Annotated in this window: 8 protein-coding genes; 3 read left to right on the top strand and 5 right to left on the bottom strand. The window is 76.7% G+C overall.

Annotated features, from left to right (window positions below; genetic code table 11):
- The 4 genes from ECOMGDLI_RS12160 to ECOMGDLI_RS12145 all read right to left on the bottom strand — a co-directional run.
- Positions 1-564, bottom strand: a 564-nt coding sequence (locus ECOMGDLI_RS12160) for a glycosyltransferase (protein ID WP_158220985.1), incomplete at its 3' end; no start/stop codon positions are given.
- Positions 565-571: 7 nt separating this feature from the next.
- Positions 572-1,633, bottom strand: coding sequence for a glycosyltransferase family 2 protein (locus ECOMGDLI_RS12155; RefSeq protein ID WP_088317099.1), 1,062 nt, complete (start codon positions 1,631-1,633; stop codon positions 572-574).
- Between the two features lie 11 nt (positions 1,634-1,644).
- On the bottom strand, positions 1,645-3,900 hold the full coding sequence (locus ECOMGDLI_RS12150) for a hypothetical protein (RefSeq protein WP_088317098.1): 2,256 nt from the start codon (positions 3,898-3,900) through the stop codon (positions 1,645-1,647).
- A gap of 101 nt (positions 3,901-4,001) precedes the next feature.
- Positions 4,002-5,936, bottom strand: a complete 1,935-nt coding sequence (locus tag ECOMGDLI_RS12145; RefSeq protein ID WP_143447671.1) for a hypothetical protein — start codon at positions 5,934-5,936, stop codon at positions 4,002-4,004.
- Between the two features lie 204 nt (positions 5,937-6,140).
- On the opposite strand from ECOMGDLI_RS12145, the gene ECOMGDLI_RS12140 reads away from it, so the two are divergent.
- The 3 genes from ECOMGDLI_RS12140 to ECOMGDLI_RS12130 all read left to right on the top strand — a co-directional run bounded on the left by ECOMGDLI_RS12140 (position 6,141) and on the right by ECOMGDLI_RS12130 (position 9,134).
- Complete coding sequence (locus tag ECOMGDLI_RS12140) at positions 6,141-7,088, top strand: alkaline phosphatase family protein (RefSeq protein WP_198954792.1); 948 nt, start codon at positions 6,141-6,143, stop codon at positions 7,086-7,088.
- A gap of 74 nt (positions 7,089-7,162) precedes the next feature.
- Positions 7,163-8,266, top strand: a 1,104-nt coding sequence (locus ECOMGDLI_RS12135) for a hypothetical protein (protein WP_233153423.1), incomplete at its 5' end; no start/stop codon positions are given.
- Positions 8,267-8,348: 82 nt separating this feature from the next.
- Entirely contained in the window at positions 8,349-9,134 is a 786-nt protein-coding gene (locus ECOMGDLI_RS12130) for a TIGR03089 family protein (RefSeq protein ID WP_088317095.1), read from the top strand.
- A gap of 21 nt (positions 9,135-9,155) precedes the next feature.
- On the opposite strand, the gene ECOMGDLI_RS12125 is transcribed toward ECOMGDLI_RS12130, so the two are convergent.
- On the bottom strand, positions 9,156-12,782 hold the full coding sequence (locus ECOMGDLI_RS12125; RefSeq protein WP_158220984.1) for a SpoIID/LytB domain-containing protein: 3,627 nt from the start codon (positions 12,780-12,782) through the stop codon (positions 9,156-9,158).
- Between the last annotated feature and the right edge of the window lie 223 nt (positions 12,783-13,005).

The following is a 13,005-nucleotide window of genomic DNA, read 5'->3' as shown; positions in this document are numbered from 1 at the left end:
GGCGTCCGGCAGGCCGCCCGGCGGGTGCGGCGGGAGGTCGGCGACGGCGACGGCCCGCGCGCCGTGGTCGCGGGCGAGCCGTTCCTGCTCGGCCGAGTGGACGAGGACGCCGTCCGTCGCGGCGAGCAGCCGGTTCATGAGCCAGGTGCCGCCGGGGTGCGTCTCGTGCGGGACGACGTTGTGCGCGAGGACGACGACCCGCGGCCGGCGCCCGGCCGACCGGCGGGTGCTGCGCGCTGCCCGGGCCACCGTGAGCAGCGCCGGCACCTGCGCGGGCACGACGACGACGAGGACGACGAGGTCGTGGCCTGCGAGCCGGCGACCGGTCCGCCACCACGTGCCGGGGCGGTCCCAGCGCAGCGGCCGGACGACCCGCGCGTACTCGGGCAGGTCGGGCCCGGCACCGGCGACGGTCTGCTCCCCCGGGTACAGCCGGGCCGGGTAGAGCCGCGACCACGAGACGAGGTCGACGTCGTGCCCGGCGTCCGCGAGGTGCTGCGCCGTCGCCGTCGTGTGGGCCGCGACACCGCCCTTGAAGGGGTGCGTCGGCCCGACGACGGCCACCCGCACGTCAGCCGGCCCGGTCGGCGGGCACCGGTTCGGCGGGCAGCGCGTCCGGCGGCGCGTCGGCGGGCTGCCCGACGGGCCGGACGTCGGCCGGCCGGTACCCGCCCGCGGCGGACTCCGCGGTGAACGTCGCGTCGGCCGCGTCGTCCCCGCGGGAGCGGACGACGAGGTCGGCGAGCAGCGCCATCGAGCCGATGATGAGCGCCGAGAGCACGAGCAGGACGGTGCTCGCGGGGAAGTAGAACGGGTGCCGGACCATGTCGACGACGCCCTTGACGATGCCGATCGCGAGCAGCCACAGGGCCGGCGGCATGAGCACCTTGAGCGGGTCGAAGTACATGACCATCCGCAGCACCTGGAGGATGTAGCGGTAGGCGTCGCGGGCGAACCGGAACTTGCTCTTGCCCGCCCGCTTGGCGTAGTCGATCTCGACGTACGCGACCGCGTGCTGGTTGTGCATGAACGACAGCGTGAGTGTCGTGACGCACGAGAAGCCGGCCGGCAGCAGCCGCAGGTAGGGCAGCGCGACGTGACGGCGGAACGCGCGCAGCCCGGAGTTCAGGTCGGGGATGCGCTGGTTCGTCAGGCGCTCGGCGACCTTGCGGATGAACCACTTGGCGGGCCAGCGCAGCCACTTGTGCGAGCCCTCCTCGCTCGTCCGGGCGCCGACGACCTGGTCGATGCTCCGGTCCGCCTGGAGCATCCGGACGAGCTCGGGGATCCGCTCGTTGGGGTAGGACATGTCGGCGTCGGTCCACACGACGATCTCGCCGCGGGCGGCGCGGGAGCCGATCCGGCGCGCGGTGCCCGAGCCGCCGTTGCGGGTGAACGGCATGACGCGCAGCGCGGGCATCCGCGGCTCGGCGGCGCGGAGCACGGCGAGGGTGCCGTCGGTCGAGGCGTCGTCGATCGCGAGGATCTCGTAGCGCAGCCCGGAGGCGGCCAGGGCGGCGTCGATCCGGTCCAGCTCGGCCTCGACGTGCTCGGCCTCGTTGTAGCAGGGCAGGACGACGGTGCACTCCAGCCCGTCGCGGTGCGTGCCTCGGGTGCTCGGTGACTGGCTCATCAGCGTCGAGGTTACCCGGGTGCGGGGGCGAGCCAGACGTCGACCACGAGCGCGATGCCCCCGCGCGGGCGGCGCGTGAGCAGCCGGGCGTCCTCGACCGTGGTGAGGCTCACGACGGGGGCGGTGAGATCGGCGGCGGGGACGCCGAGGGCGGCCAGCCGGGCGCGGCCCGGCTCGTCCCCGCCCGTGGCGAGGAGCACGAGCCGCCCGGCGGTGCCGGTGCGACCGGCGGCCTCGACGCCGGCCCGGACCCGGGCGAGCGCGGCCCGCGCCGCCGCCAGGTCGTCGGCCGTCGGGTTGCGCGGCACGCGGAGCACGGCGGCCGGGTGCCCGCAGACGCCGCGCACGACCTGCGGCCACTCGTTGGCGGCGCGCGGGTCGACGGCGAGGACGACGTCCCCGGGCCGCAGCGCCGCGCAGACCGTCGCGACGGCGCCGGTCTCGCCGCGCTCGGTGCGCAGGCCGGCGAGCGGCCGGGTCGCGAGCAGCGGCGGCACGAGCAGCGCGGCGACGCCGAGGACGGCGACGGCGGCGAGCAGCGTCGCGGGGGTGCGGCGGCGGGCCCACCGGAACGCGGCCGCCGACGCCGCCGTCGCGGCGAGGACGACGACGGGCAGGACGACGGGCACGAGCCGCCGGTCCGCCCACGGGTGGTCGGGGGTGATGCCCGGCCGGTAGAGGGTGAGGACGAGCGAGCCGAGCCCGACCGTCGCCGGGACGAGCCAGCCGGGCGTCTGGAGGCTCGTCGTCCGCGGGGACGGCCTCGCGTCCTCCCCGCCGTCCGCCTCGTCCCCGCCGTCCCCGCGGGACCCGAGGAACCACCGGACGCCGAGCCCCGTGAGCACCGCGAGCGCGACGAGCCCGGCGACGACCGCGACCGGGCCGGTCCACCAGGAGACCCAGGCGAGGCTGTGCTCGGCGTACGTCCGGCCCCCGTCGAGCGGCAGGCCCTGCCCGGCCTGCAGCCCGCGGACGTACCGGGAGCCGGGGTCGTCGGGGCTCTGCCGGACGACGAGGAACAGCGGCCGGGCCGCGAGGACCGCGGCGACGAGCGCGACGAGGCCGCCCGCGACCGGCGGCAGCAGCCGCACGGCCCCGCGGGGCAGCAGGCTCCCCCGCCCGTCCCGCCGGCGGCCGAGGACGACGGCCCCGAGGCTGCCGGCGGCGAGGACGACGAACCCGGCCGCGAGCGGCAGCAGCGACCCGGCGATCGACCCGAGGTACGGCCGCGACATGACGAGCGCCGCGACCGCCGCGACCGCCGTGCCGCCGAGCGCGCCGACGGCGAGCGGCCGGGCCGCGGGGTGCCGACGCAGCGCGAGCACCGCGCACGCCGGCAGGACGAGGGACACCTCGCGCAGCACGTCCACCCGGACGAGCCCGGTGAGGCCGAGCAGCAGCCCGCCGGCGAGCGCGAGCCGCCGGGCGGCGGCGGCCCCGGCCGCCGGGCGGCCGGCCACGGTCGCGTCGACGACGAGGGACGCCGCGGCGGCCAGCAGGAGCAGGGCGGGCGCCTCGGAGTACGTCGAGCGGGCGACGTGCAGCACGGGGAAGCACAGCGCGAGCGCCGCCGCCGCGAGCGGGGCCCACCGCGGGCCGACGAGCCGGGACGCGAGACCGGCGACCGCGAGCAGGGCGAACGCGGAGACGAGCGCGGGGACGACGAGCAGGCCGGCCCAGCCGTCGGCCCACCAGCCGAACGACCACAGGGCCGGGGCGCCGACGAGGAACTGCGGGACGACGTGCGCGCCGGACGGGTCCGCCGCCGGGCCGTCGAGCACCTGGTAGAAGGCCGGGCTGGCGAGCGAGAACCCGGGCACGCGCAGGACCTCCGGGCCGCCGAAGGCCGCGAGGTCGGCGTCGACCGGCAGCCCGTGCCGGGTCGCGATCCACTGCGTGTAGAGCGCGTACGACCCCGAGTCGCGGCGCAGGACGACGTGCTCGGCGTGGGTCAGCGCGGCCCAGACCCCGTGCCCGGCGGCGACGGCACCGCACAGCACCGCGGACCAGACCGGCACCGGCCGGGACGGCAGCGAGGCCGCCAGCCGCCAGGCGAGCGCGAGGACGACGAGCGCGACCGGTACGGCGACGACGGGACGCCAGAGGCCGGCCGGCACGAGCAGGGCCGCCGCCAGCGCGACACCCGCCACGGCGAACGCGGCGCCCGGCCCGACCCGGGCGAGCACCCGGCCCGCCACCACCTCGCCGGGGAGCGCGACGACGTGCGGGCCGTCGTCCGTCGCGGCCGTGGCCGTCGCGCTGCTCACGGCCGACGACGGTACCCGCCCGGGTCCCGGCGTGCGGCAGGGGCCGCCCGACGACGTCGGACGGCCCCTGCCGTTCCCGTGGCGGTGGTTCCCTCAGCGGCTCACAGGGTGACCGCGGAGACCCGCGTCGCCCAGTTCGCCAGCGACGTCCGGGTGCCGCCGCAGCTGCCGATGCCGCCCGTGAGGTACTCGGTGAGCGTGCAGCTCTGCTCGATCGTCTCGCTCGCGAGCCAGAGCCGGTCGCCGTCCATCGCGGCGGCACCGTAGTCGCCCCAGCGCGCTCGCCCGCCGCCGAACGCCTCGTACCCGGAGAAGCCGTCCTTCGGACCGACGCCCTCGGAGATGACCTTCACCGTCGGCCGACCGCTGTTGAGCACCGTGTAGGTCGCGCTCGGGTAGTGGTCGGTGCCGACGAGCGTCGCGGCCATGACGACCTTGCCGCTGCGGGTCCGGGCGAGCGCCGGGTAGCTCACGTCGTGGCCGGCGACCGCGACGTACCCGGTCTCGTCGGTGCGGGCCCTGAGCCGGCCCTTCTCGACCTCGGCCTCGACCCGGACCCAGAGGATGCCCGCCCGGGTCTGGCCGCCGACCTGCACCGCGGTGCCGAGCGCACCCCACAGCTCGCCGTCCGCGTAGAGCACCTGCTGCATCCGGGTGTCGCCGCTGTCGAGGCCGCTGAGCTCCTCGGTCGTCGTCGGCGCCGCGTCGAAGAACAGCCCCCAGCACCCGACGCCGGGACCGAACGTGTCCCCGCGGTCGTTGAGGCAGTCCGCGAGCGGGGTCGGTCCCGGCTTCTGGACCGACTCCGGCGGCAGCGCGTACCGGGCCGCCGGGACGAGCGAGCTCGCCAGCCGCAGGTTCGGCGTCGCCGAGTCGAGCGACCGCGTGTTCGTCAGCGACCAGACCCCGATCCGCTTCTCGCTCGGGGCGGTGTTGCCGGTCTCCGAGCCGTCGCCGAGCGTCGAGCTGAGGAGGAACTCGGTGCCGCCGTTCGCCCGGGAGTCCTGGCCCTTGGGCGCGATCGCCGGCCACACCGTGAAGCTGCGGAACGGGCCGAGCTTCGGGCTCTCGAACATCTGCATCGCCGGCTTGTCGACGCCCGCGACGAGCTGGCGCTTGGAGATGGCGTAGATCTGCGCACCGGTGTACGCCGCGCCGCCGTTCGAGCCGTCGCTGAAGAGCGAGTACTCGTTCGTCGTGAGGTAGATGCCGTTGCGGTCCGCGCCGATGTGCGGGTAGTCGCCGATGCACGCACCGGGGCTCGTCACCTCGGGCCCGGCGTCCGCCGGGTCGATCGGGTCGCAGTCGTGGTCGGGCGTGCCCTCGGTGCCGTCGTTCTGGACGGGCAGCTTGTAGAGCTTCCAGTCGCCGGTCGGGTCCGAGGTACGGCTCACGGCGATGTCGAGCCGGTTCTTGCCGGTGAAGTTCCCCGTGTCCGGGTCCTGGTCGATCGTGAGGATCGCGAGGAAGTACCGGCCCGTGTCGGGGTCGAAGTGGCAGATCGGGTCGGTGACGAAGGCGCCGAACTCACCGGTCACCCGGTTGATGCCCGGCGTGTAGCCGAAGAACTCGTTGAGGCCGATGGTCGGCGTCACGGCGTTCCCGGCCTTGTCGTAGACCCGCAGCGCCGTGTTCACCGACTCGACCACGTGCCCGGGGCCGACGCAGAGCGCCTGGTCCGGGGGCTCGAGGGAGAACTGGTTGCCGTTCGAGGCCAGGCGCTGGTCGCGGTGGTTGATGCCCGGGAAGGTCACGGACACCTCGCGGCCGGCGGCGGCGACGCGTGCCGAGCGGACGGCGGGCCCGCTCGTCGCGGGCGGCTCGCCGCCCTCGCCCTCGTCATGGCCCTCCCGGGCCACCGGGAACTCGGGGTCGCCGATCCGGTCCGGGCCCGTCGTGGCGACGATGCCCGAGAGCCGGACCGAGCCGGCGCTGACGAGCGGGTTGTCGGCCGCGGCCGCCGGACCGGCGATCGCGACGACGGACGTCGCCGCCCCGAGCGCGGCGGCCATCACCAGGTACGTCACTCTTCGCATGCGCGAACCTTCTTTCACGGAGGACGCGGGCCGTGCTCCCCGCCGGCCCGACGGGCGGCAAGGTAGACCTGCCCCGGTATGCCGGAGAAGAGGCGGGCCACACCTTTTGGTCCCCGGGGCCGGACTTTCGTCCCGTCGTGGCCGTGCGAGGCCCGACGTCGGCGTTGACCTGGCCGATACCCGCGTCTTCGTAGCGTGGCGGTCATGCCGGTCCGCACCGCCGCCACCCACCCGTCGGTCACCCTCCGTCACGTGACGGGGATGCTCGTGGCGGCCCTGGCACTCGCCGGGTGCACGTCGGGCGCGGACGGCGGGGCGTCGTCGGCCTCCGTCCCTGCCTCGTCGCCGGCCGCGATGGTCCCGGGCGTCGCGTCGTCCTCGTCACCGGCGCCCGCCACGCCCGCGGCGCTCCCCCGCCCGGCCCGGACGGTCGTCGTCGTCATGGAGAACCACTCCCTCGACGACGTCCTCGACGACCCGGACGCCCCGTGGCTCAACCACCTGCCCGCCGCCGTGCTCACCGACTGGCACGGCGTCACGCACCCGAGCCAGCCGAACTACGTCGCGCTGCTCACCGGCTCCACGCACGGCGTGACGAGCGACCACTGCCCGACGACCGTGACCGGCGGCAGCCTGCCCGCCCAGCTCACCGCGGCCGGGCTCACCTTCACCGGCTTCTCCGAGGGCCTGCCCGCCGCCGGGTCGACGACCTGCTCGGCCGGCCGCTACCGCCGCAAGCACAACCCGTGGGTCGACGTCCGCGGGCTGCCGGCCACGATGAACCAGCCGTTCTCCGCCTTCCCCGCCGACCAGGCCGCGCTGCCCACGGTGTCGGTCGTCGTCCCGGACATGTGCCACGACACCCACGACTGCCGGACGGCGCGCGGCGACGCCTGGCTGCGGGAGAACCTCGGGCCCTACGTCGCCTGGGCGCAGGACCACGACGGGCTGCTCGTCCTCACCTACGACGAGTCGGAGCACCGCTCCGGCAACCACATCCCGACGCTGCTCGTCGGGCCGATGGTGCGCCCGGGCCGGTACACGGTCCGGGGCGACCACTACACGACGCTGCGCACCCTCGAGGCGATGTACGGGCTGCCCGCGCTCGGCGAGGCCGCGGCCCGCGAGCCGCTCACCGGCATCTGGCGCTGACCGCGCCCGCTCGCCCCGCCCCGCCGGCCGCGGTGAGCTGGGCGGGCAGGCTGCCGCCGGTCACGGTCGTCGGNGCCCCGCCCCGCCGGCCGCTCCGCGCCGCCGCCGCACGACAACCCGCTGCCCGCGGGCGGCGTCCCGAGGGCGTGACCACCTCCGCCCGCCGGGCCGGGCGCCTGCTGCGCCGCATCCTCGTCGCGCTGACCGCGGTCGCCGTCGTCGCCGCCACCGGGACGACCGGGTGGCTGCTGACCCTGCAGCACGGCACGCCGGCGGCGACCGCCCGCACCCAGGGCCGGGACGCCGTCTGGCTCGGGCACGCCTGGGTCGACGGCCGCCGGGGCGAGGCGGACGCCGTCGCGCTCGCCGGCCGGCTGCGCGCGGGCGGCTTCTCCGACGTCTACGTCCACGCCGGACCGCTGCGCGACGACGGCACGCTCGACCCGGCGCTCGCGCCCCGGCTGCCGTGGGTCGCCGGCCGGATGCGGGCGCTCGTCCCAGGGCTGCGCGTCCAGGCATGGCTCGGGGACGTCGTCGGGCCGGACCGGATGCGGCTCGACGACCCGGCCACCCGGGAGCGGGTCGTCGCCTCGGCCGGGCAGGTGCTCGACGCCGGGGCGGACGGCGTCCACTACGACCTCGAGCCGCTCCCGGACGGCGACGCGGGCTACCTCGCGCTCCTCGACGCGACCCGGCGCGAGACCCGGGCCCGCGGCGCGGTGCTGTCGGTGGCGGCGGAGCCGGTCGAACCGCTCGCCGGGACCGCTGCCGCGACGACGTGGGCGCGGCCCGTCTGGTGGACGCCCGGGTACCTGCGCGAAGTGGCCCGCCGGGTCGACCAGGTCGCGATGATGACCTACGACACGGCGCTGCCGAGCAGGCGGCTCTACACCGGTCTCGTCGTGCGCCAGCTCGAGGTCGCGGCGGCGGTCGTGCCCGACGACGTGACGCTGCTGGCGGGGCTGCCCGCGTACCACGGCGCGACCGTGCAGCACCGGCCCGGCGCCGAGACGGTCGCCGCAGCGGTCCGGGCCGCCCGGCTCGCCGCGCCGCCGGCGGGCACCCAGGCCTTCGGCGTCGCGCTCTACGCGGACTTCAGCGCGACGGAGGACGACTGGCGGGCGCTCGGCGGGTGGGTGTCGCCGCCGTCCGGCCGGACCGCTGCCCCGCTGCCCTGACCCGCTGCCCTGACCCGCTGCCCTGAGCCACGGCCCCGACCGCCGTCCGGCCCGCAGCGGCCGGGTTTCGTAGGGTGGCCGCATGGACGACGTACCCGCGCTGCTGCGCCGGATGGTGACGACCGACCCTGGCCGCCCGAGGGTCACCTGGTACGGGCCGGACGGCGAACGCGTCGAGCTCTCCGGGAAGGTCCTCGACAACTGGGTCGCGAAGACCGCCAACCTGCTCGTCGACGAGCTCGACGTCGGTCCGGGCAGCCGCGTCGTCCTCGACCTGCCGCCGCACTGGCGCACCCTGGTCTGGCTGCTCGCGGTGTGGTCCGCGGGCGCCTGCGTCGTCGTCGAGCGGCCCGGTGCGCAGGGCACCGACGGCCCCGCCCCGCCCGCCGCCGAACCGGTCGAGGTGCTCGTCACCGCCGACCCGGACGGGCCCGTCGCGACGCTGTGGCGGCCCCGGGCCGACCGGCTCGTCGTCGTCGCGCTGCCGGCCCTCGCCAGGTCGTTCGGGGCGGGCCTGCCCGAGGACGCCCTCGACTACGCCCTCGAGGTCCGGACCTTCGGCGACGTCTTCGTGCCGTTCGTGCGGCCGGCCCGGTCGGACACGGCCTACTTCGAGATCCTCGACGGGGCGCAGGGCATCTCGGCGCCCTACGCGGAGATGCTCCGGTTCGCCAGCCACGAGGCCAAGCTCGACGACGGCGTCCGGCTGCTCACCGGCGGCCCGGGCACCGACCCGCTCCTCGACCTCGTCGGCCCCCTCGTCGCGGACGGCTCGGTCGTCGTCCACCACGACCCGGCGGCCCTCGACGAGGCCGCCCTCGAGCGGCTCGCCGGCCAGGAGGGCGTGACGACCGTCCGGGTCCGCTGACCCAGAAGCCCGGGGCGGGCGTCAGGCCCCGCCGACGCTCCAGACCCAGTTCGACGGCAGCCGCAGCCGCGACCGGAGCTGGGTGCCGGTGAGCGTCGCGGTCGCACCGGTCGACGACGTGGCGGTGACGGTCTTCGCCGCGCGGCCCGCCGTCCGGGTCGCCACCCGGACGCTCACGACGTCCCGCAGGCCGAACGCCGTCCGCATCGAGGCCTGCGTGACGGTGCGCCGCCAGGACGCCATCGGGTTGCCGGCCGCGAGGCTGTAGGGGTCCGCGACGCTCACGAGGTACGGCATGGCGGCCCCGAAGACGTCCCGGTTGTCCTGCGTGCGCCCGCCCGAGCTCGAGTAGTAGAGCGCCTGCGCGGGGGCGCCGGCGTACGTGAGGATCCGGCCCTTCGTCGCGGTCACGGCCTTGACCCAGTACGAGCCGTACGCGCCGAGCTCGACCTCGTAGCCGCGGAACGCCTGGTCCCGGGTGCTGTCGTAGACCGTGCACCCGCCGCAGGTCGCCCGCGGGCCGCGCAGGAGCTTGGCCCAGGCGTAGGTGCGGCCGGCGACCGCCTGCGCCTGGAGCGCCGCCGGGCCGCGCACGCCCCAGGACGTCGGCATCTCGGCGAGGCCGCGCAGGTAGCTGCTGCCGAGCGGGAGCTCGTTGACGACCTCGAGCCGGGTGCCGACGCGCACGACCCACATCTCGCCGTACCGGTACGGCCGCGACGCCTTGGCGCCCTCGGTCCCGGTGCCGGACAGCCGCGCGACGGCGCCGTTGCCGGCCCAGTCCGGCGTGCCCGTCCACGTGACGTGGACGGCGCCGGTCGTGGCGAAGACCTTCGTCGCCCCGCGCCGGACCTCGATCCCGCCGCCCGCGGCCGGGACGGCCGCGAGGGTCGCCCCCGGCGCGACCGAGGCCTTCGCGGTGCCGGCGGACAGCCGCAGCGCGACCGTGCCGGTCACCCCGGGGGCCGGGGTGACGCCGAACATCGCGCGGGACGTCGCGTGGAGCAGGTTGACCTTGACGTGCCGGGTGTCGGTGACGGACGTGACCGCCGTCCCCGGGTAGTAGGTCGAGAGGATCTTCGTCGACGACGCACCGCCCTTGGCCAGCGCGTAGGCGCCGTACTGGCTCATCCCGACGCCGTGCCCGAACCCGGCCCCGCGCAGCGAGAACGAGGACGGGATGACGGCGGCCGGTGCGGAGGCGGTGCGGACGTACGTGTTCAGCGAGGCGAGCAGCGTGGCGGAGAGCTGCCCCGGCGTGGCGGCGACGGCGATCCGGCGCACGGTCGTGCCGTTCGCGGTGAGCCACCCCCTGCCCCCGGCCTGGATCACGCCGTTCTTCACGAGCACCGTCGGGCGGCCCGTGTAGGAGGCGAGCACGGCCTCCAGGCCGTCGGTGCCGGTGCCCGGGACGACGACCGCGGTGCTGCGGGACGCCGTCGGGACGAGGTCGGCGAGCTTGACGAGCGCGGCGTCGCGCGACGCGCCGCGCACGTCGACGACGCCTTCGAGGACGCCGCGCAGCGCGGTGACGGCGGCCGCACCGATGCCGCCGGTGCCGCCGAGGTGGACGTCGGTCACGGCGAAGGTGCTCAGCGCCGTGGACGTCGCGGCGGGGACACCGGTGGGGCCGGCCGGGAGCACGAGCCAGCCGAGCCGGGCCGCGACCCCGGCGGCGGTGGCGGCGGTCACGGGGTCGGTCGGGTCGACGAGCATCGCGTCGGTCGTCGGCCGGCCGGCGGTCGTCAGCAGGTCGCCGATCCGGTTGCCGGACGCCACGAGGACGTCCTGCGACGTCGCGCCGCCGATCGTCACCGGGGTCGCGCCGAGGTCGGTGACCTGGGCGCCGACACCGGCGCCCCACGTGCCGGTGCGGCCGACGAGGACGACCCGGGTGACGTTGTCGCGCCGGACCCGGGCGACGACCTCGGCGGAGAGCGCCGCGCCCGGGGAGCTCATGAGCTCGGCGTGGTAGGTCCGGGCGAGGGCGCCGGCGAAGGCGGCCTCGCGGCGGTGCCCCACGTCGGAGGACACGACGACGAGGGTCGACGCCGCCCCGCCGTAGCGCCGGGTGCCGTCGGCGACGGACGCCGCGGTGCGGGCGGCGAGCCGGTAGGCCGGGCACGGGCCGATGACGCTCGTCGCGGTGGGCAGGATCTCGACGCGCGCGCGGTACGGGGTCGACGTCGAGGTCGCGGAGCGGGCGGTGACGGTCACGAGGTAGGTGCCGGGCGGCACCGGTGCGCCGGCCGTCGTCCTCCCGGCCCAGCGGGCGGAGACCGTGCTGCCGGTCCCGGTCCGGGTCCACACCGGGGTCGTCGAGCAGGCGCTCGTCACCGCGACCTTCCACGACTGGGTCCCGGTGAGCCGGGCGGAGACGGCGACCGGCGTCGACGTGCCGTGGACGAGCGTGCGCGGCGCCACGGACGGGCGCAGGATCTCGGCGCCGACCCGGCTCGCGACCATCGTGCGCAGCGCCGGCATCTTCGCGTAGAGGTGCGCGCCCGGGCAGGCGGTGGGCCCGACGTTGCGGTGCGCGAGCATCGTCGGGACGGTCACCCTGGCCCCGGCGGGGTACCTGAGGTTGCCCGCGGAGACGAGGGTCGCCGTCCCGCGGGGGTCGATCCGGTTGAGGGAGAACTTCCAGGCGAAGACGCGGGAGATCGCGGTGAGCATCGCGGACGACGGGGTGGCCGTCTCGTAGTTGCCCATCGCGGAGACGCCGAACGTCTCGGCGTTGAAGCCGAGGGCGTGCGCGCCGCGGACGTTCTTCGTGAGCCCGCCGTAGCGGCCCTCCCAGAGCCGGCCGAAGCGGTCGACGAGCACGTTGTAGGCGATGTCGTTCCAGCCCCGGACCTTGGTGTGGTACGCGTAGATGCCCCTGAGCTGGGCCGGGACGTCGGCCGCCGAGTAGCCGTTCGATCCGGCCGTGTGGTGGAGGACGCCGGCGACGACCCGGGTGTTGTACTCGAGCGTCCCGCGGCGCAGGGACTCGTCGGCGCCCCACTGGGCGCGCGTGAGGATCGTCGGCCGGGTGCCCGCCGCCTGCGCGGACGCCGTCGCGGTCGTCCCGACGGTGCCGTCGGCCGCCGACGTGCCGGGGTCGACGAGGGCGAGCCCGAGCCCGGCGGGCGCGGTCCCGGTCGCGCTGAGCACCTTGACCTGGACGCCGTCCGCCCGGCCCGAGGTGAGGATCGGGTCGGTGCCGCCGCCGGTGCCGCCGGCCCCCTCGGCGCTGTCCGGGTCCGGACCGTCGTCGGCGACCGGGGCCGGCGTCCACTCGCCCCACGTCCCGTTCTCGTGGACCCGGATGGCGATGCTCGTCCCGGCCGGTGCGGTGCCGGTCCAGGTGACGCCGGCGACCGCGAACTGCGGGGTCGTCCGGCGCGGCGTGAGCACGGCCACCTCGAGCCCCGCCGGCGCGACCGCGGTCCCGCCGACCCGGCTGCCCGCCGTCCCGAGGGTGAGGGCCCGACCGGCCGAGCGCTCCGCCCCCAGCGCCGCCGCGTCGACCCCGCTCAGGGCCGTCCGGGTGACCGCGGGCGCGACCGGGTGCGGCGCCGCCGCGAACGCGTCCGCCATCGTCGGGAGGAGCACGGCGAGGGGCTGGACGGCGAGGACGGCGACGAGCGGGGCGAGCCTGCGCACGGGTGGGTCTCCTAGCTGCTGGCGAGGCGACCTGAGCCGCCGGGCACCCTCCATTCGTCGCCCCGTCGCGCCCCCTTGACGGGTGCTCACGAATCCGTGCTCACGACCACCCGGTCGGACCAGCAGGGGACGACGCCGTCCGGGTGACCGGGATGACCGCCGGTGATCGACGGCCCCGGACGGCGGTCGCCCGGCAGCCGGGTGACCGCTGTGACGTCGGTCA

It is taken from the genome of Kineosporia sp. R_H_3 (genome assembly GCF_002198675.1).
Lineage (GTDB): Bacteria > Actinomycetota > Actinomycetes > Actinomycetales > Kineosporiaceae > R-H-3.
Note: the sequence above shows the minus strand (reverse complement) of the source record. Positions and strands in the feature narration are given on the sequence as shown.